Here is a 19,766-nt window from a genome sequence, read left to right on the forward strand (position 1 = left end):
TACATCCAGGCTGTTGAGCTGTAACGGTAATTCAGGCATAACAACCTCTCACCGGATTTAACTCGGGAAGGATGCTATGAAATTTATTGGAAAGTTTTTCCTCACCTTACTTTTGCTGCTGCTTTTCATCCTCGTGGTGATCTATGTGCTGCTGCAGACACAGTGGGGTGCAGGCTGGTTTAGCCGTTGGGTGAGCGACAAAACCGAATGGCATCTCTCCCTGAGTAAAATTGAACACAATTTCTCTTCTCCCTCTCACATCATTCTGGATGACTTCAGCTTTGGTCATGATGGGCAGCCTGCGGTTCTGGTAGCGAAACGGGTCGATCTCGGTCTGGCACTGATTCAGTTCAGCGATCCGCTGCATTTCAGCAGTCTTGAACTGCGCGACGGGGAAGTGAATCTGGCCAACCTGACGCCAGGCAGTGCGCTACCCATTCAGGCCGATCGCCTGCAGCTCAATAACATGCGTATCGACAGCCCCAACAGCACGCTACCGCTGTTTGCTCATCAGGTTAATGGCGGCATTCTGCCGTGGAAACCCACAGCCCTTGATATGCTGGGCCGCGATGCCCGCTTCCAGATGAGCGCAGGCAGCATGACGCTGAATAAGGTGCCAGCTGAAAACGTCCTGATTCAGGGCAGTGTTTCCGAAGGACGAATGCGCTTTGACAATATGGGTGCCGACCTGGCGCGTGGTTCCATGACCGGCAACGGTGAGCGCGATGCCCAGGGCAACTGGAAAATTAATCAGCTGCGACTGAATGATATTCGTCTGCAGACCGCCAGCAGCCTGAAAGATTTCCTGCATAGCCTGCAGGTGGTTCCCTCGATTGCGATTACGCGCCTCGACATGACTGATGCCCGCCTGCAGGGGCCTGACTGGGCGGTGACAGATCTTGACCTGACGCTGAGAAACGTTAACTGGCAGGGCGATGACTGGCAGAGTAATGATGGTTCGCTGGCGCTGAATGCCAGCAATTTTATCAACGGTGGATTCGAGCTTAATGACCCTATCGTTACCCTGGATTTCTCTCCGCAGGGCCTGGCGCTGACGCAGTTCAGTTCTCGCTGGGCGAACGGGGTGATTCGGGCTGACGGTGACTGGTCACGCAGCAATAAACGCCTGACGCTGAAAAATCTGGCTGTTGCCGGACTGGAATATACCCTGCCGCAGGACTGGCGCGACCGCTGGCAGGCGGCACTGCCCGCGTGGCTGGATAGCGTAGCGGTGACGCGTTTCACCTCTAATCGTAACCTGATTATCGACATCAATCCGGCGTTTCCCTTCCAGCTGACCTCACTGGATGGTTCCGGCGAGAACCTGCTGCTGGCGCAGCAGCATCAGTGGGGGATCTGGTCGGGTAAGCTCAGCCTGAACGCGGCAGAGTCGACCTTTAACCGCACCGATCTGCGTCACCCGTCGATTGCGCTGAGTGCCGACCCACAACAGATTCAGGTGACCGAGCTGAGTGCGTTCAGTAACAAGGGCCTGATGGAAGGGACGGCTACCGTCGGCCAGCAGCCAGCCCGTCCGCTTACGCTGCAACTGACGGGGCGTGCAGTGCCGGTGAATGTGTTGCAGAACTGGGGATGGCCCGCATTGCCGTTAACCGGTGACAGCAATATGCAGCTGCAACTGAGCGGCGCTTTAGCCGCAGGCCAGCCAATACGCCCGACGGTTAATGGCACACTGTCGGTGACAACCGACAGTCAGCAGGTGCAGCAGACCATGCAGGCAGGCGAGGTACGTTAATAACATAAGGGCCGCAGATGCGGCCCTTATGATTAATTGATACGTGCGCCGGAACCGCCCTCTTCCAGCGGCCCATCAGGATCGGCGGGCAGGACGATGTAAACGCCCTCAAACACCGCGCCACATTCATCATCGCCAAACAGCTCCACTTCAAGCTGAACGCGTGCTTTACGTCCGCGTGCCAGACGGTCAAGGTCGCCGCTTAGTGAGCCAAGATCGGCAATCGCGCCAGGCCGTCCGCTGATCGGACGGCTGTAGCGAATGTGCGCATCTGCCAGAATAATGGTGCCGCCGAGATGGCGCTCGCGCAGCAGCAACCAGATCAATCCCCAGCCGGTCAGCGTGGCAAGCGAGAACAGGCTGCCGGCGAACAACGTGTGATGTGGATTCTGGTTGCCCGCTTCAGGCATGGTGGTGATAAATTTCTGCCCGGTAAACTGCAGGATACGCACCCCCATCTTCTCGCTGAGCGGAATATGATCATACCAGGCCTGTTGCAGCTGACCGCACCAGTCGGCGCGATGCAGGATATCATCGAGCGTAACAACCGGCTTGATCATCAAAAAATGGCGTACCGGCGTCGTCTGCGGCGCGGTAATCTCACCCTGATTGATATAACCGAGCTTAGCAAAGAAAGCGACGGCATCTTCGCGGGCGCTGCAGGTTACCCGCTTCGCGCCTTCCTGACGCGCGACCGACTCCAGGGTCATCGCCATCAGCGTACCCAGCCCTTTCCCCTGCACCGACGGATGAACGGCCATGAAGCGGATAGCGGCCTCATTGTCGGCGTTGATGTAGAGACGGCCTATGGCGACCGGATTTCCCTGCTCATCAACCACCATTTGATGATGCGCCAGGGCATCCCAGGCGTCACGTTCCGACCCCTGCGGCTGACGCAATGGTTTACGCAACATTTCCCAGCGGAACTGATAATAGATATCCAGCTCTTCCGCCGTCTGTGGCACGCGAAGGTGATACATGTAATGTTTCTCCCGCTCGGATAGGTGGCCTGTTCCCTGCCGCTCCGCTTGCGATCTCACACCTGTAACCAGAACGTCACAGGACCATCATTCACCAGCGAGACCTGCATATCCGCCGCAAAACGCCCATTCGCCGTGGTCATGCCCTGCTGGCGACAGTAATCGCTGAAGTAATCATACAGGCGTTCGGCCTCAGCAGGTTCCGCACCACCTGAAAAGGAGGGGCGCATCCCTTTTTGCGTATCTGCGGCCAGCGTAAACTGCGACACCACCAGCACGCTTCCGCCCGCCTGACGAACACTCAGGTTCATTTTGCCCTGTTCATCACTAAAGATGCGATAGCCCAGTACGCGTTCTGCGAGACGTTCCGCACGCGCATTGTCATCACCCTTTTCCACGCCCAGTAAAACCAGTAAACCGGCACCGATTTCGCCGATTACGTTCTGATCGACGCTGACGCTGGCACGCTGCACGCGTTGAATCAATGCAATCATGTTTCCTCGTGTTGTTCTTCTTTGTGCTGCTGTTTTAACTGCCGATAGTCGGCTAACGCGACGGTAATTTCAGCGCCTAACAACACAATACACCAGGTCCAGTAGACCCAGAGAAACAGAATGGGGATCACGGCCAGTACGCCGTAGATCAGCTGATAAGAGGGGAACATAGTAACATAGAGCGCAAAGCCCTTTTTACCCAGCTCAAATAGCGCACCCGCTACCAGCGCGCCAATCAGCGCATCGCGTGGCGGCACCCGCTGGGTGGGTACAATGCTGTAGAGCAACCAGAAGGCGAGCCACGACAGCAGAAGCGGGAAAATGCGCAGCATCTGGTCGACCAGGCTGGTGACGCCGGTCGCATTAATCCAGCGCAGTGACAGCAGATAGGAGCTGATCGCCAGGCTGGCACCGGCCAGAAGCGGGCCGAGCGTCAGGATCATCCAGTAGACCGCAAAGGAGTAAACCATCGGCCGCTTCTTGTTGCTGCGCCAGATGGTATTCAACGCGGTATCAACCGAATGCATCAGCAGTAAGGCCGTTACGATCAGGCCGACGGCACCAACCGCCGTCATCCGGTTGACGTTAGCCACAAACTGCTCAAGATAGCGTTGCAGCGTGTTGCCTGCAGCCGGCATCAGATTGTTAAAGACAAACTGCTTCAATTGTACGCTGATATCTGAGAAGACCGGAAACGCAGCAAACAGCGCAAACACCACCGCAATCAGTGGTACCAGCGCCAGCAATGAGACATAGGCCAGATTACCAGCCTGCGTCGTCATGCCATCCTCATCTATGCGTTTCCACAACAATTTGAGCCACAACCAGAACGCATGCAGCCCGGGACGAAATTTACGTGACATCATGAGTTACGGTTGACCTGCAAACCAGTCAGGTACCGTTTTACTGTCAGTAACCAGTACACTTTCAATGCCCAGAGCGCGCGCCGCCTCAATGTTCTCCGGGTTATCGTCGAAAAACACCGCCTGATCGGCAGTCACACCCTCCGCGTCCAGCACATGCTGATAAATCCGGGCTTCCGGTTTACGCATACCCAGCTCCTGCGAGAGATAGAGTTTGTCAGCTGCCTGCTGTACGTCGGGATACTGCGTCGGCCAGAATTCACAATGCAGCTTATTGGTGTTAGAGAGAATCACCACCCGATGACCTTCAAGCCGCAGCCGATTCATCAGCGCCAGGGTTTCAGGACGCACGTCTACGAAGACCGCCTGCCAGCCAGCAGTAAACTGTTCATAACTCAGCGCTATTGCCAGCTTTTCACACAGCGCCAGCGCGAAGTCTTCATCGCTGAGTTCTCCACGTTCGTGTTGTTCAAACGCTTCATCCATCTGGAAATGGCTTTGCAGCGAGGCCAGCGGCACACGGCTAAGGTCACTCCAGACACCCAGCACGCGGTTAAAGTCGATATCAATAATCACGTTGCCCAAATCAAAGATATACAGCATGGTGTGTCTCCTTCTGTTCCCTGGAGTATTCACTCTAGCGGCAAAAGTGCAGGCTGAACAGGCACGCGTGGAGAGAAAAGCGTAAACGCCAGAAGGTGGATAGAACGCACCCAGATATTTACTGGCCCGACTGGAGAAGCCGGAATTTCAGGCAAAAAAAAGCCCCGCATGCGGGGCTTTTTATCAGTTAAAGGCGCACTTATGCGTCTTTAGGACCACGTGAAGCACGTTTACGGTCGTTTTCAGTCAGGTGACGTTTACGGATACGCACTGACAGTGGTGTTACTTCTACCAGTTCGTCATCATCGATGAACTCGATAGCCTGTTCCAGCGTCATTTTCTGCGGTGGAACCAGGGTCGTTGCTTCATCAGTACCGGAAGCACGCATGTTGGTCAGCTTCTTACCGGTCAGACAGTTTACGGTCAGGTCGTTAGAACGGCTGTGAATACCGATGATCTGGCCTTCATAGACTTCTGCACCGTGACCCAGGAACAGCTTACCGCGATCCTGCAGACCGAACAGGGCGAACGCGACGGCTTTACCCTGACCGTTAGAGATCAGTACGCCGTTCTGACGCTGGCCCACTTCGCCTGGACGAATATCGTCGTAGTGGCTGAAGGTAGAGTAGAGCAGACCGGTACCGGACGTCATGGTCATGAATTCGTTACGGAAGCCAATCAGGCCACGGCTTGGGATCACGTAGTCGAGACGTACGCGGCCTTTGCCATCCGGATCCATGTTTTTCAGATCGCCTTTACGCTCACCCATGGCTTGCATAACGGAACCCTGATGCGTCTCTTCGATATCCAGCGTAACGTTCTCGAATGGCTCCTGTTTGCGGCCTTCGAATTCGCGGAAGATAACTTTCGGACGGGATACCGCCAGTTCGAAGCCTTCACGACGCATGTTTTCGATCAGAACTGACAGGTGAAGTTCACCACGACCTGATACGCGGAAGGCATCAGAATCTTCAGTTTCTTCAACACGCAGTGCCACGTTGTGAACCAGTTCTTTGTTCAGACGCTCAAGGATCTGACGTGAAGTCACGTACTTACCTTCTTTACCGCAGAACGGTGAGGTGTTGACGTTAAAGAACATGGTTACTGTTGGCTCATCAACGCTCAGGGCTGGCAGCGCTTCCACATTCTGCGTGTCACAAATAGTGTCGGAGATGTTCAGCTCGCCCAGACCGGTGATAGCAATGATATCGCCCGCTTCTGCCAGATCGCTATCGATACGCTCGAGACCCAGATGAGTCAGGACTTTACCGACTTTAGCGTTACGGGTTTTGCCTTCGCTATCGATGATAGTGACTTGCTGGTTAGGCTTAACTTTACCGCGCTTGATACGGCCGATGCCGATCACGCCCAGGTAGTTGTTGTAGTCCAGCTGAGAGATTTGCATCTGCAGTGGGGCATCAGCCTCTACCTGCGGAGGCGCAACGTGATCAACGATAGCCTGATACAGCGGGGTCATATCGTCAGCCATGTCGGTGTGCTCAAGACCCGCAATACCATTCAGCGCAGAGGCGAAAATGATAGGGAAATCGAGCTGCTCGTCAGTGGCATCCAGGTTTACGAACAGGTCAAATACCTGATCCACAACCCAATCCGGACGCGCACCAGGGCGGTCTACTTTGTTGATAACCACAATCGGCTTCAGACCATGCGCGAACGCTTTTTTGGTCACGAAGCGGGTTTGCGGCATAGGGCCATCCATCGCATCTACAACCAGCAGCACCGAGTCCACCATGGACATGACGCGCTCAACTTCACCACCGAAGTCGGCGTGTCCTGGGGTATCAACGATGTTGATACGGTAGTCATTCCACTTAATGGCGGTGTTTTTTGCGAGGATGGTAATCCCACGCTCTTTCTCCAAATCATTGGAGTCCATCACGCGCTCGGTTGCTTCGGTACGGGCATCAAAAGTACCGGATTGTTGCAGCAGTTTGTCAACCAGGGTGGTCTTTCCATGGTCAACGTGCGCGATGATGGCGATGTTACGCAAATTTTCGATCACAGCTTTGCCTCAGGCATTAGAAATAGCGCGGTATTGTACACGGATTAAGCGGAAGACTGAACAGGATCACACTTTTCACTGAAAGTTTATTGCATCGGCGCAAATTTGCCCTGTTCCCGGTGCAGAAAATGCACTAAGTTGGTCCTGCGCACCAAAATAGTGCTAAAAAATCACCGTTAAGCACCTAAATGGTGCATTAAGACCATCGTGGTGCAGGCGCTTTATGACAAAAAGGTGCATCACAAGGCGATTTAAGCAACATCAAAAAAGTTGGCACAGAATTCGCTTTATCTAAATCAAGCGTAAACGCCAGACAGATGTCGGTTGAAGAGCGTGCCGGGTGAAGTTGGTCAGGGAGGTGTTTTCCCGCAATGGATTCCGGAAACGACGTTTCCTCGCCATGTAGATAATGAAAGACCATTTCCAGGAGAGTTGAGTATGTCCGCTGAACACGTTCTCTCGATGATGAACGAGCATGAAGTTAAGTTTGTTGACCTGCGTTTTACCGATACCAAAGGTAAAGAACAGCACGTTACGATCCCTGCTCACCAGGTTAACGCTGACTTCTTCGAAGAAGGCAAAATGTTCGATGGTTCGTCTATTGGCGGCTGGAAAGGCATTAACGAATCAGACATGGTGCTGATGCCTGACGCCACCACGGCAGTCATGGATCCTTTCTTCGAAGATTCTACGCTGATCATCCGTTGTGACATTCTTGAGCCAGGCACCATGCAGGGCTACGATCGCGATCCACGCTCTATCGCCAAGCGCGCTGAAGATTACCTGCGCTCTTCCGGCATCGCGGACACCGTGCTGTTTGGACCAGAACCCGAATTCTTCCTGTTCGATGACATCCGTTTCGGTTCATCAACGTCCGGCTCACATGTGGCTATCGACGATATCGAAGCGGCATGGAATACCGGTAAAGAGTACGAAGGCGGTAACAAAGGTCACCGTCCAGGTCTGAAAGGCGGCTACTTCCCGGTTCCACCGGTTGACTCATCACAGGACATCCGTTCTGCCATGTGTCTGACCATGGAGCAGATGGGCCTGGTTGTTGAAGCGCATCACCACGAAGTGGCGACCGCAGGTCAGAACGAAGTGGCAACCCGCTTCAATACCATGACCAAAAAAGCGGACGAAATTCAGATCTACAAATATGTCGTTCACAACGTTGCGCACGCTTACGGCAAAACGGCGACCTTTATGCCGAAGCCAATGTTTGGCGACAACGGTTCAGGCATGCACTGCCACATGTCACTCTCTAAAGGTGGCCAGAACCTGTTTGCCGGCGATAAGTACGGCGGCCTGTCTGAAATGGCGCTGTTCTACATCGGCGGTATCATTAAGCACGCGAAAGCGATCAACGCCCTGGCGAACCCGACAACCAACTCTTACAAGCGTCTGGTCCCGGGTTATGAAGCACCGGTTATGCTGGCTTACTCTGCCCGTAACCGTTCTGCCTCAATCCGTATCCCGGTTGTAGCCAGCCCGAAAGCTCGTCGTATCGAAGCGCGCTTCCCGGATCCAGCCGCTAACCCATACCTGGCGTTCACCGCGCTGCTGATGGCTGGCCTGGATGGCATCATCAACAAAATCCATCCTGGTGACGCGATGGATAAGAACCTGTATGACCTGCCACCGGAAGAAGAAGCTGAGATTCCAAAAGTTGCAGGCTCGCTGGAAGAAGCGCTGAATGCACTGAACGAAGACCGCGAGTTCCTGACTCGTGGCGGTGTATTCACAGACGAATCGATCGATGCTTACATCGAACTGCGTAAAGCAGAGATGGATCGTGTTCGCATGACGCCACACCCGGTTGAGTTCGAGCTTTACTACAGCGTTTAACTGGTCAGACGTTTTTGTTGCCGTGGAAACTTTTAGCCCATCTTCGGATGGGCTTTTTTCTCCGCGAATTCACCGTTCATTCGCCCTCTTTTCGGCTTAAAGACTAAAATGCACCTGACTGGTGCAGAGGAACGTTGTATGGCAACTGGCTCTCTGCCCGATGCAGGGCAGATTCTCAACGCGTTAATCAACAGTATTTTGTTAGTGGATAACGATCTGGTTATTCATTACGCCAATCCGGCGGCGCAGCAATTACTGGCGCAAAGCTCACGCAAATTGTTCGGCACACCATTACCGGAATTAACCGGCTACTTTTCGCTGAATATTGAGGTGATGCGCGAGAGTCTTGAGGCTGGCCAGGGATTTACTGACAGTGAGGTCACGCTGGTGGTAGATGGTCGCGCACATATTATGTCGCTGACCGCCCAGCGGTTACCCGATGGCTTAATCCTGATGGAAATGGCGCCGATGGATAATCAGCGTCGCCTCAGTCAGGAGCAGTTACAGCACGCGCAGCAGGTCGCCGCTCGCGATCTGGTTCGCGGTCTGGCCCATGAGATTAAAAATCCGCTGGGCGGATTACGCGGCGCGGCACAACTCCTATCCCGCGCCCTGCCCGATCCGTCACTGAATGAATACACCAAAGTGATTATTGAACAGGCCGACCGGTTGCGAAATCTGGTGGATCGTCTGTTAGGTCCGCAGCAGCCAGGCATGCACATCACGCAGAGCATTCATCAGGTGGCCGAACGGGTGGTCAATCTGGTGTCGATGGAGCTGCCGGAGAATGTTTCGCTGGTACGGGATTACGACCCCAGCCTGCCGGAACTGCCGCATGACCCCGACCAGATTGAACAGGTGCTGCTTAACGTAGTTCGCAACGCACTTCAGGCGCTGGGCGACGACGGTGGCACCATTGTTATCCGCACCCGTACCGCTTTCCAGTTGACGCTGCACGGCACGCGTTATCGCCTGGTGGCACGTATTGATATTGAAGATGATGGCCCCGGCATTCCGGCCCAGCTGCAGGATACGCTGTTTTATCCGATGGTCAGCGGACGTGAAGGCGGAACCGGTTTAGGCCTCTCCATCGCCCGTAGCCTGATTGATCAACATTCAGGAAAAATAGAATTTAACAGTTGGCCGGGACACACCGAATTTTCGGTTTACCTGCCTATTCGCCAGTGAGGTTTCTATGCAACGAGGGATAGTCTGGATCGTCGATGACGATAGCTCCATCCGCTGGGTGCTTGAACGCGCGCTCACTGGAGCCGGTTTGAGCTGTGCGACCTTTGACAGCGCAAGCGAGGTGCTGGATGCCCTCTCAACCAAGACCCCGGACGTTTTACTGTCAGATATTCGCATGCCCGGTATGGATGGCCTGGCGCTGCTGAAACAGATTAAGCAGCGTCATCCGATGCTTCCGGTCATCATAATGACGGCGCATTCGGATCTGGACGCCGCTGTCAGCGCCTATCAGCAGGGTGCCTTTGATTACCTGCCTAAACCGTTTGATATTGACGAAGCGGTGGCGCTGGTCGAGCGAGCCATCAGTCACTATCAGGAACAGCAGCAGCCGCGAAATCAGCCGGTCAGCGGACCCACCACCGATATCATTGGTGAAGCGCCAGCGATGCAGGATGTGTTTCGTATCATCGGCCGGTTATCGCGCTCGTCGATCAGTGTGCTGATCAACGGTGAGTCAGGAACCGGTAAAGAGCTGGTAGCTCATGCGCTGCATCGCCATAGTCCGCGTACCAAAGCGCCTTTCATCGCGCTTAACATGGCGGCGATTCCCAAAGATTTGATTGAATCCGAACTGTTCGGTCACGAGAAAGGTGCCTTTACCGGCGCCAACCAGATCCGTCAGGGCCGTTTTGAGCAGGCGGATGGCGGCACGCTGTTTCTGGATGAGATCGGTGATATGCCGCTGGATGTGCAGACCCGTCTGCTGCGCGTGCTGGCCGATGGCCAGTTCTATCGCGTTGGTGGCTATGCGCCAGTGAAAGTGGATGTACGTATTATCGCCGCAACCCACCAGAATCTGGAATTACGCGTGCAGGAAGGCAAGTTCCGTGAGGACCTTTTCCACCGCCTGAATGTGATTCGCGTGCATCTGCCACCGCTGCGTGAGCGTCGTGAGGACATCCCGCGTCTGGCACGTTACTTCCTGCAGGTGGCGGCCCGTGAGCTGGGGGTGGAAGCGAAGATTCTGCATCCGGAAACCGAGACAGCCTTAACCCGTCTTCACTGGTCCGGTAACGTTCGTCAGCTGGAGAACACCTGTCGCTGGCTGACCGTGATGGCGGCGGGCCAGGAAGTACTGATTCAGGATCTGCCCGGAGAACTGTTTGAATCCAGTACCCCGGAAAATCCGGTGCAGTCGCTGCCTGACAGCTGGGCAACCCTGCTGGCACAGTGGGCCGACCGCGCCCTGCGTTCCGGTCATCAGAATCTGCTGTCAGAAGCCCAGCCAGAGATGGAGCGTACGCTGCTCACCACTGCGCTGCGTCATACGCAAGGCCACAAGCAGGAAGCAGCACGTCTGCTGGGCTGGGGCCGAAACACGCTGACGCGCAAGCTGAAAGAGCTGGGCATGGAGTAAGCGGTTCAGTACGGGCTGGTGTGGTCTGCCAGCCCGTTTCTTCAGATAACGCGCGAGAACTGCTGCTGACGCGCTTTCTGACGCAGATAACGATCAAAACACATGCAGATATTACGAATCAGTAACCGGCCAATCCCCGTCACCTCCAGCCCGCCAGCCGTTTGTACCAACAGCCCATCGGCGATTAACGGTTTCAGCAGCGCCAGGTCCTCAGCAAAATAGTCGCTGAAGCAAATTCCCCATTGCGCTTCTGTCGCGGCAAAATCCAGCGAGAAGTTACAAATCAGCGTTTTAATCACGTCACGACGCAGGCAATCATCGTCGGTTAAGGCGATGCCGCGCCACAGGCCATTCCCCTGCTGTTCAACACTCTTGTACCAGGTGTTGAGGTCTTTCTGGTTCTGCGCATAACTGTCGCCAATCATGCTGATGGCTGAAACGCCAAGCCCCAGCAAATCGCTGTCGCCCTGCGTCGTGTATCCCTGGAAATTACGATGCAGCTGCCCTTTCCGCTGCGCGATGGCCAGCTCATCCTGCGGCTTCGCAAAGTGATCCATCCCGATAAACTGGTAGCCCTGCTGAGTCAGCGTCGTGATGGTCTGCTGTAAGATATCCAGCTTTTGCTGAGCGGAGGGCAGTTCGTCCTGTTTAATTTTACGCTGTGCCGCGAACATCGCTGGCAGATGCGCATAGTTAAACACGCTAAGGCGATCGGGATTGAGTGCCAGTACCCGCTCCAGCGTCCAGGCAAAGCTGGCTGGCGTCTGCAGGGGCAAGCCATAGATCAGGTCGATGCTGACAGAGCTGAAGCCCTGTTCACGGGCGCGCGCCATCAGGCCGAAAATCGCCTCTTCGTCCTGCACCCGGTTAACCCGTTCCTGCACCGCTTTATTGAAATCCTGCACGCCCATGCTCAGACGATTGAATCCCAGCGATCGCAGGTGATCAATCATATCCAGCTCAATTTCACGCGGATCAATCTCGATCGACATTTCAACATCGCTGGCCACGGTGAAGTGTTGCTTCAGCAAACCCACCAGCCGTGAAATCTGCGCATTATCGAGAAAAGTTGGCGTGCCGCCGCCCCAGTGAAGCTGCGTGACCTGACGCTGACGAAACAGCGGCGCACGCTGAATAATCTCCTGCTCAAGCACATCCAGATAACGGTCCGCTTTGTGGCGCTGACGGGTCACAATCTTATTGCAGCCGCAGAAGTAGCAGAGACGATGGCAGAAGGGAATATGGATGTAGAGTGACAGCGGACGGTCAGGGTAGCGCGCCACGGCTCGCTGAAAATCGCCTTCCGCATAGTGCTCGCTAAACTCCAGCGCGGTGGGATAAGAGGTGTAACGCGGGCCGGCATAATTGTACTTTTCAATTAACGCCTGATCCCACTCAATCTGCTGCGATGGCATGCTCACTCCTTCCGATGACGTCGTCTGAGAGAAGGTCGCGAAGAAGAGGAGATGAAAGGTGAGCGGGTTGAGACCCGACGTAAACGTTGCTTCAGCCGCGACAGGCGTCGTAGTTTAAACAATAACCACAGCAGATAACATGTCGCCAGCAGCGCGAAAATTGATCCAGGCCAAAACATTGTTGTTTACCTGATAAGTACGGCATGCGGAAACCGCATGCCGATCAAATCTGCTTAGTTGCCCTTCAGCAGACGGTACATATCTTCTTCAGCCTGCTCATCTTCAGCATCATCCATCACAATGCCTAACTGCTCCATCAGTTCGTCGATACGATCCAGCGAGGCATCCAGCCAGCCCTGATCTTCAGCCGACAGCGTTTCGCCATTTTCCAGACGATCCAGCAGCGCATCCAGACGCTCGTCATTTTCCAGCTTCGCCAGCTCTTCTTCGGGCGTCAGACGCACTTTCTTCTCAGCTGCCGGTTTTGCCACGCTTTTCTTTGGCTTAACGGCTGCGGTTTTCCCCTCAGCAATCAGGGACACCGGTTTTTTACTGCCGATACGCGGATCTTTTACGCTGCTCTCCTGACGTCCGCCGTTGCTTTCGGACGCAGCCGGATTAGCACGGCTGCCAGATGCGTGTCCGCGATGCTTTTTATCACGTTTGCGATCGCGTGCTTCATGGTTGATATCGTCACGCGATTTGCGTTTGGCTTTGACGGCAGGTTTGCCGTTAGCAGCTCGTGCAGGTTGCTTCATAGTATTCGGTCCCGGCTTTTTTATTCAGTATAGAATTGCGGCGAAATCTAGCAGAAACCAGACAAAGAAAAAAGGCGACAGCTCAAGCTGTCGCCTTATTTCATACCTTCATAAGAAGGAATCATGTTTTAAGTCCTTTTCGGCTCGTAACATCCCGGTCAATCCCGCGCCTGCTCAACTCCTGAGCTTTTCCTTATCCCTGTCTGGCCGTATCCCTGACCGTTTCCATTCCACCGCTCGTTGCCTTCCTGACATCCCTGAGCGCATCATCCTGATGTGTGCTGCCATTCACTGCACAATAATGTAGACCAACTGGTAAAAGCCTCAAGTCGGTGTCAAAAATAGTTAGTTCAAAAAAAGAACAATTATTGTCAACGTTATGAATTTTAATGTTTTTTATTTTTAGTAATTAAAGTATAAAGCGAAATAACCTGCAGCCTGAATGGCAAATCTCTTACACACTTTGTTATCGAGATGTGATTGAGCACTTTCGCGCCATAACGCGTATAATCGCCGCCATTGCCTTAATGCGTTTTCTGGAGTGTTACCTTGTCTGAATTGAATTATCACGTTACCCACTTTGTCATGAGCGCGCCGGATATCCGTCATCTGCCTGCCGATACCGGAATTGAAGTGGCTTTTGCTGGCCGTTCGAACGCGGGAAAATCGAGTGCGCTGAATACGTTAACCAATCAGAAAGGTCTGGCACGTACCAGTAAAACGCCGGGACGTACGCAGCTGATTAACCTGTTCGAAGTGAAAGAAGGTAAGCGTCTGGTCGACCTGCCCGGTTACGGTTATGCCGAAGTGCCGGAAGAGATGAAGCTGAAGTGGCAGCGTGCGTTAGGAGAATACCTGCAAAAACGTCAGGCCCTGAAAGGACTGGTCGTGCTGATGGATATCCGTCATCCGCTGAAAGACCTTGATCGACAGATGATTCAATGGTCAGTAGAAAGCGGTATTCCGGTGCTGTTGCTTCTGACCAAAGCAGACAAACTGGCCTCAGGTGCCCGTAAAGCGCAGCTCAATGTCGTGCGTGAAGCCGCACTCGAATTCGTGGGTGATGTGCAGGTAGAGCTTTTCTCCTCGCTGAAGAAAATCGGCGTGGAGAAGGTTCGTCAGAAGCTGGACAGCTGGTTTAATACGCTTGAACCGGCGGTTGAGGATCAGGACGGGGAAGAGTAACTGGCAACACGGTGCCGCTGAAGCTGGCGGTACAAAAAGCCCAATAAAAAACGCCCCAGTCACAGAATGACTGGGGCGGCTAAATTCAGCCAAATCCGATTACGTGAAGTAAAAGGTCTGAAAGATAGAACATCTTACCTCTGTACCCTACGCGACGAACTTTACCTGATTTTCTGTGCGTGACAAAGGCTTTTTTGTTGCTTACTTACATCAAACAGGGCTTTTTTTACCATACACATCACAAAAATAGCGTTGCGATGTAGTTAAATAACGAAAAAAGTGTTTAGCCGATAAGCAGTTAGAAAAGCGCGTAATCTCAGTACCAGCGCTGGCCGGGTTAAACCAGGTAATTAAACGATTTACTTATACCTGACTAAGGGTCGATTCCGTTCTGTGGAACCGACCTGAAGCCGTGAATCAGTGGGCTTCATCCCAGTTGTCACCCACACCGACTTCAACCAGTAAAGGCACGTCGAGCTGCACGCTACCTTCCATCAGCGCGCGGATTTTCTGACTGGCTGCTTCAACGGCCTCCGCTTTCACTTCGAACACCAGTTCATCGTGAACCTGCATGATCATTCTGACACTATTGTCGTTTTGCTGTTCCAGCCACGCATCAACAGCAATCATCGCCCGCTTGATAATATCTGCTGCCGTTCCCTGCATCGGCGCATTGATCGCGGCACGTTCAGCGGCTTTCCGGCGAATGGCATTGCTGGATTTAATATCCGGCAACCACAGTCGACGGCCTTCAATCGTTTCGACATAGCCTTTACTTGCCGCCAGCTGGCGGGTGTTCTCCATATAGCGCAGTACGCCCGGATAACGTTCAAAGTAGAGGTCCATATACTTTTTCGCTTCGCCTGCGCCAATGTTCAGCTGGCGCGAAAGACCAAATGCACTCATGCCATAGATCAGACCAAAGTTGATCGCTTTCGCACTACGGCGCTGTTCGGCGCTGACCTTGTCCAGTGGTACACCAAATACTTCGGATGCCGTGGCACGGTGAATATCTTCGCCCTGGGCAAAAGCGTCCAGTAATCCTTTATCCTGAGAGAGATGCGCCATGATACGCAGTTCGATTTGTGAATAGTCTGCCGCCACAATGCGATAACCTTTGGCCGCGACAAAGGCCTGACGGATTCGGCGTCCTTCGTCATTACGCACCGGGATGTTTTGCAGATTCGGATCGGCAGAGGATAAGCGACCGGTTGCGGTAACGGCCTGATGATAAGAGGTATGCACCCGCCCGCTCAGCGGGTTGATCATCAGGGGCAATTTATCCGTATAGGTCGACTTAAGTTTAGATAAGCCGCGATGTTCCAGAATCACTTTGGGCAGCGGATAGTCGAGTGCCAGCTCAGCTAACACCTCTTCGCTGGTTGACGGCGCACCGCCCGGTGTTTTCTTGGTGGGTTTGATACCCTGTTTTTCAAACAGGATCACCTGCAGCTGCTTGGTGGATGAGAGGTTGAAGGGTTCTCCCGCCAGCTCATGTGCTTTTAATTCAAGCTCAGCCAGTCGGGCAGTCAGCTCTTTCGAATGTTGCGCCAGAATAGCCTGATCGATTAACACGCCATTGCGCTCAATCCTGGAAATTACCGTCAGTAATGGCATCTCAATCTGCTCGAAGACTTTTCTCGGGCCCGCTTCTTTCTCCAGCTCTGGCCACATCTTCAGATGCAACTGCAGGGTCACATCGGCATCTTCGGCAGCATAATGGGATGCCTGCTCCAATGCGATTTGATTGAACGTCAGCTGATTTTTGCCTTTACCAGCGATCTCCTGGAAGGTGACCGTTTTGTGGTTAAGCCAGCGAGCAGCCAGGCTATCCATGTCATGTTTACCCACCACGCTATTGAGAATATAGGACTCAAGCATGGTGTCGAATTTGATACCGGCCAGTTCAATATCGTAGTTTTTCAGTACGCCACGATCGTATTTCAGGTTCTGGCCCACTTTCCAGGCGCTGTCATCTTCCAGCAGGGGCTTGAGCTGTGCCAGAACGGCCGCGCGATCCAGTTGTTCAGGCGCATCGAGATAGTCATGGGCAACCGGCAGGTAGGCGGCTTCGCCGGGCGCAATCGCGAAGCTGATGCCCACGATGTTAGCGCTCAGGGTATCCAGCGCGTCGGTTTCCAGATCAAAGGCGAAGACCTCGCTGTTTTTCAGTTTCTCCAGCCAGCTGTCAAAAAGATCCTGATCCAGAATGGTGACATAATTCTCGGTCGGTAATACGCTGCTGGTTTCAGGCACAGCAACCGGCTCATCGGAGAGCGCTTTCTGTGCCTGAGTATTACTTTTCTTGCCCTGCAGCCATTTCCCATCCTGCAGGTCACTCAGCCAGCGTTTGAACTCATAACGGCTGAACAGGGTCTGCAGCGCCTCGACATTGGGTTCAGTGACCGTGAGCTCTTCACAGGGCAGCGCCAGCTCGACGTCCGTCTTGATGGTCGCCAGCTGGTAAGAGAGAAACGCCACGTCCCGATTCTGCTCAAGTTTGGTCGCCATGGTTTTCGCGCCACGAAACCCGAGATCCGCTACTTTATCCAGATTGTCATAGATGGTCTGCATGCTGCCCAGACCCTGCAGCAGAGCCTGTGCCGTTTTCTCACCCACGCCGGGAACGCCAGGGATGTTATCTGAGCTGTCGCCCATCATGGCCAGAAAATCGATGATTAAGGCTGGTGGCACACCATATTTCTGCTCGACCTCTTCCGGCCCCAGGATGGTGTTGCTCATGGTGTTAATCAGCGTGATGGCTGGCGTGACCAGCTGCGCCATATCCTTGTCGCCGGTGCTGATTAGCACTGAAAGGCCTTTTTTCTCCGCTTCCAGCGCCAGCGTACCGATAACATCATCGGCTTCAACGCCGCTCACAGCCAGTAGCGGCAGACCCATCGCCCGCACCATCTCATGCAGCGGCTCGATTTGCGCCCGCAGTTCGTCAGGCATCGGCGGACGATGAGATTTATAATGCTCGAACAGCTCATCCCTGAAGGTTTTGCCTTTGGCATCGAACACTACAGCAACGTGACTCGGATTATATTGCGCCAGCAGGCTTTTCAGCATGTTGAGCACGCCGTACATGGCGCCAGTGGGTTCACCTGCACTATTGGTCAGCGGCGGAAACGCGTGATACGCGCGATAAAGATAGGATGAGCCATCGACCAGAATGAGGGGATTTTCTGCTATTTGCGCCATAAGTCTGTGTTGTCTTCGTTGCTATGGGTTGGTCTATAAGGATGCCACAAGCTGGCGGAAATGGTGAACTAAGGCACAGGATATGTCGCGTTTTTAACGGTTCTGGAGGAAAGATCGCAACGATCATTCTGTGGATAACTTTGTGCGTAAAAATTATAACGCGCTGCTATTCAGGATCTTAAATGATTTGGCTATTAATAAAATACATAATTTTCATTAGCTTATTTAATTTCCGTGACCCGATCGCCATTTTTAATTACGTGATCCCTTGTGTGGATATTAAATTTATGCCCTGGAGATGGACAAAATTTACGTCTCTGTTTAATGGCATAAAAAAACGCCAGCAGAGCTGGCGTCAGATGGGGTGGTAAGGCAGATTACTTCTGGCTTACGAGGAATTTAACCACGTTCGCGTAATCAGCAACGAAATTGTCCATAGAGCTGGTATCGAGGCCGCCGTTGTTCACCATATATTTGCCATTCACGAACATCGCTGGCACACCGCGCAGATCAACATCCGCAGCCGCTTTCTGCTGTTGTGCAACCAGCGCTTTTACGGCAAAGCTGTTCCAGGCAGCATCGTAGTCAGCAGCGGAGATACCGGCCGCTTTAACAAAAGCCTCTTTCAGACTGGCAGGATCGGTAATGGTCTGCGTTTTCTGAATGCCATCAAAGATCGGTGCTGTCACCTTATCTTCAACGCCCAGCGCCATGGCGACGGCCCATGCCTGAGTCACAACCGGTCCCAGATCACCACCAAGGAAATCGACGTGGTATTTCACCAGCTTTGTATCAGCAGGCAGATTCTTTTTCACCGCGTCATTAACGTGATAAATACGTTCAAACTGATAGCAGTGCGGGCAGAAGAAGGAGAAGAACTCCATCACCTGAGGTTCACTGGCCACAGGTTTTGGCAGACTCACATATTGTTTACCTTCAGTGAACTGGGCAGCAGACGCGCTGAATGCCAGCACTAAACCCATCAGTGCAAACCAAATTTTTTTCATCGTGAAAACTTCTCCTGACTACGTCGTTAATATTGCGGTGTCAGCTGCAGAGGAGGTTCCTGCAACAGCTTCTCCTGCTCGGTAAAGAGTGAAATTTGCCTGCGCCAGAAATCTTCATCTGTCATCCAGGGGAAAGCGCGCGGAAAAGCGGGATCCTGCCAGCGTCGGACAACCCAGGCCAGATAATAAACCATGCGCATAGCGCGTAAAGGTTCAATCAGTGACAATTCATTAATATCAAAGTCACTGAATTCACTGTAAGCCTCCAGCAAAATATCCCACTGTATACGCTGTTCCTGTCGATCGCCGCTGATGAGCATCCACAAATCCTGTACCGCCGGACCATTACGGGCATCATCCAGATCGACAAATAGCGGTCCATCGCGCCACAGGATATTCCCCGGATGACAGTCGCCATGTAATCGTAGCGGCTGCCACGTGGTATGCCACTGTTGCTGCAGCGTGTTACCCAGCTTATCGATAGCCTGTAGCAGCGCGGTCTTAAGCGAAGCAGGCACTAATTGTGAGTGCTCCAGCGCCTGTCGGGGTTCATGCAGATACTCATCAAGACCGATGGCAGGACGATGGTTGAACAGCGCTTTGCGCCCGGTCTGATGAATGCGGCCCAGGAATCGGCCTACCCATTCCATCTGATCTTCATTGTCTGTCTCATATTGCCGTCCGCCCAGACTGGGAAATACGGCAAAGAAGAAGCCAGCGTGGCTGTGCAGTGTCTCGCCCTTTAACCGCAATGGTGCCGCGATGGGCACCTCATCAGCCAGCAGATCGAGCGCATACTGATGCTCTTCAGCGATCTGTTCAGCACGCCAGCGCTGTGGGCGATAAAACTTCGCGACATAGCGGCGTTTTTCATCATCGCTGAATTGGTAAACCCGGTTCTCATAGCTGTTCAGGGCTGTCAGACCTGATTCGACGCGAATTCCTGTATCCCAGAGCGCATCAAGCAATACGTCGGGATTCAATGTCTGGAAGTTGAAAGCAGCGTCGCTCATCATATTACCTGT

At 53.4% G+C, this 19,766-nt stretch carries 15 protein-coding genes; 5 read left to right on the plus strand and 10 right to left on the minus strand.

Annotation, left to right across the window (positions count from 1 at the left end):
• Positions 1 to 76 precede the first annotated feature (76 nt).
• Positions 77 to 1,756 (plus strand): AsmA family protein, encoded by a 1,680-nt coding sequence (locus BY447_RS10375; protein ID WP_110331088.1) that lies wholly within the window; start codon positions 77 to 79, stop codon positions 1,754 to 1,756.
• 32 nt (positions 1,757 to 1,788) lie between these two features.
• On the opposite strand, the gene fabY is transcribed toward BY447_RS10375, so the two are convergent.
• The 5 genes from fabY to typA form a co-directional block, all read right to left on the minus strand.
• Positions 1,789 to 2,736, minus strand: coding sequence for a fatty acid biosynthesis protein FabY (gene fabY / locus BY447_RS10380; RefSeq protein ID WP_013359528.1), 948 nt, complete (start codon positions 2,734 to 2,736; stop codon positions 1,789 to 1,791).
• Positions 2,737 to 2,792: 56 nt separating this feature from the next.
• Positions 2,793 to 3,230, minus strand: a complete 438-nt coding sequence (gene dtd, locus BY447_RS10385) for a D-aminoacyl-tRNA deacylase (RefSeq protein WP_033734544.1) — start codon at positions 3,228 to 3,230, stop codon at positions 2,793 to 2,795.
• Positions 3,227 to 4,096 (minus strand): virulence factor BrkB family protein, encoded by an 870-nt coding sequence (locus tag BY447_RS10390; RefSeq protein WP_013359530.1) that lies wholly within the window; start codon positions 4,094 to 4,096, stop codon positions 3,227 to 3,229. The genes dtd and BY447_RS10390 overlap by 4 nt, the downstream gene beginning before the upstream one ends.
• 3 nt (positions 4,097 to 4,099) lie before the next feature.
• Positions 4,100 to 4,696 (minus strand): glucose-1-phosphatase, encoded by a 597-nt coding sequence (gene yihX / locus BY447_RS10395; protein WP_033784325.1) that lies wholly within the window; start codon positions 4,694 to 4,696, stop codon positions 4,100 to 4,102.
• Between the two features lie 199 nt (positions 4,697 to 4,895).
• The gene (gene typA / locus BY447_RS10400) at positions 4,896 to 6,719 is read right to left on the minus strand and encodes a ribosome-dependent GTPase TypA (protein ID WP_033734551.1); all 1,824 of its coding nucleotides are present in this window, start codon (positions 6,717 to 6,719) and stop codon (positions 4,896 to 4,898) included.
• A 438-nt stretch (positions 6,720 to 7,157) separates the two neighbouring features.
• On the opposite strand from typA, the gene glnA reads away from it, so the two are divergent.
• The 3 genes from glnA to glnG all read left to right on the plus strand — a co-directional run bounded on the left by glnA (position 7,158) and on the right by glnG (position 11,172).
• Positions 7,158 to 8,567: a glutamate--ammonia ligase gene (glnA, locus tag BY447_RS10405; RefSeq protein ID WP_013359533.1), complete on the plus strand. Its 1,410-nt coding sequence runs from the start codon at positions 7,158 to 7,160 to the stop codon at positions 8,565 to 8,567.
• 138 nt (positions 8,568 to 8,705) lie between these two features.
• Entirely contained in the window at positions 8,706 to 9,755 is a 1,050-nt protein-coding gene (gene glnL, locus BY447_RS10410) for a nitrogen regulation protein NR(II) (protein ID WP_013359534.1), read from the plus strand.
• Positions 9,756 to 9,762: 7 nt separating this feature from the next.
• Positions 9,763 to 11,172, plus strand: coding sequence for a nitrogen regulation protein NR(I) (gene glnG, locus BY447_RS10415; RefSeq protein WP_010258440.1), 1,410 nt, complete (start codon positions 9,763 to 9,765; stop codon positions 11,170 to 11,172).
• Positions 11,173 to 11,213: 41 nt separating this feature from the next.
• Here the strand turns inward: glnG and hemN are convergent, their stop codons facing one another.
• A complete protein-coding gene (gene hemN, locus BY447_RS10420) occupies positions 11,214 to 12,587 on the minus strand; it encodes an oxygen-independent coproporphyrinogen III oxidase (RefSeq protein WP_110331089.1) in 1,374 nt (457 codons plus the stop codon).
• A 233-nt stretch (positions 12,588 to 12,820) separates the two neighbouring features.
• A complete protein-coding gene (yihI, locus tag BY447_RS10425) occupies positions 12,821 to 13,345 on the minus strand; it encodes a Der GTPase-activating protein YihI (protein ID WP_107319169.1) in 525 nt (174 codons plus the stop codon).
• Positions 13,346 to 13,894: 549 nt separating this feature from the next.
• On the opposite strand from yihI, the gene yihA reads away from it, so the two are divergent.
• Complete coding sequence (gene yihA / locus BY447_RS10430; protein ID WP_110331090.1) at positions 13,895 to 14,530, plus strand: ribosome biogenesis GTP-binding protein YihA/YsxC; 636 nt, start codon at positions 13,895 to 13,897, stop codon at positions 14,528 to 14,530.
• A gap of 417 nt (positions 14,531 to 14,947) precedes the next feature.
• Here the strand turns inward: yihA and polA are convergent, their stop codons facing one another.
• The 3 genes from polA to BY447_RS10450 all read right to left on the minus strand — a co-directional run bounded on the left by polA (position 14,948) and on the right by BY447_RS10450 (position 19,754).
• The gene (gene polA, locus BY447_RS10435) at positions 14,948 to 17,734 is read right to left on the minus strand and encodes a DNA polymerase I (protein WP_013359538.1); all 2,787 of its coding nucleotides are present in this window, start codon (positions 17,732 to 17,734) and stop codon (positions 14,948 to 14,950) included.
• Positions 17,735 to 18,111: 377 nt separating this feature from the next.
• Positions 18,112 to 18,741: a thiol:disulfide interchange protein DsbA gene (gene dsbA / locus BY447_RS10445; RefSeq protein ID WP_013359539.1), complete on the minus strand. Its 630-nt coding sequence runs from the start codon at positions 18,739 to 18,741 to the stop codon at positions 18,112 to 18,114.
• Between the two features lie 26 nt (positions 18,742 to 18,767).
• A complete protein-coding gene (locus tag BY447_RS10450; protein WP_013359540.1) occupies positions 18,768 to 19,754 on the minus strand; it encodes a serine/threonine protein kinase in 987 nt (328 codons plus the stop codon).
• Positions 19,755 to 19,766: the final 12 nt, after the last annotated feature.

This window comes from Pantoea sp. JKS000250 (assembly GCF_003201065.1).
Lineage (GTDB): Bacteria > Pseudomonadota > Gammaproteobacteria > Enterobacterales > Enterobacteriaceae > Pantoea > Pantoea vagans.

Coding starts and splice junctions, on each gene's coding strand:
- BY447_RS10390 (WP_013359530.1), bottom strand. CDS start 4,096: ATGATGTCACGTAAATTTCGTCCCGGGCTGCATGCGTTCTGGTTGTGG.
- yihX (WP_033784325.1), bottom strand. CDS start 4,696: ATGCTGTATATCTTTGATTTGGGCAACGTGATTATTGATATCGACTTT.
- BY447_RS10375 (WP_110331088.1), top strand. CDS start 77: ATGAAATTTATTGGAAAGTTTTTCCTCACCTTACTTTTGCTGCTGCTT.
- yihI (WP_107319169.1), bottom strand. CDS start 13,345: ATGAAGCAACCTGCACGAGCTGCTAACGGCAAACCTGCCGTCAAAGCC.
- hemN (WP_110331089.1), bottom strand. CDS start 12,587: ATGCCATCGCAGCAGATTGAGTGGGATCAGGCGTTAATTGAAAAGTAC.
- glnA (WP_013359533.1), top strand. CDS start 7,158: ATGTCCGCTGAACACGTTCTCTCGATGATGAACGAGCATGAAGTTAAG.
- BY447_RS10450 (WP_013359540.1), bottom strand. CDS start 19,754: ATGAGCGACGCTGCTTTCAACTTCCAGACATTGAATCCCGACGTATTG.
- glnG (WP_010258440.1), top strand. CDS start 9,763: ATGCAACGAGGGATAGTCTGGATCGTCGATGACGATAGCTCCATCCGC.
- glnL (WP_013359534.1), top strand. CDS start 8,706: ATGGCAACTGGCTCTCTGCCCGATGCAGGGCAGATTCTCAACGCGTTA.
- fabY (WP_013359528.1), bottom strand. CDS start 2,736: ATGTATCACCTTCGCGTGCCACAGACGGCGGAAGAGCTGGATATCTAT.
- dtd (WP_033734544.1), bottom strand. CDS start 3,230: ATGATTGCATTGATTCAACGCGTGCAGCGTGCCAGCGTCAGCGTCGAT.
- dsbA (WP_013359539.1), bottom strand. CDS start 18,741: ATGAAAAAAATTTGGTTTGCACTGATGGGTTTAGTGCTGGCATTCAGC.
- polA (WP_013359538.1), bottom strand. CDS start 17,734: ATGGCGCAAATAGCAGAAAATCCCCTCATTCTGGTCGATGGCTCATCC.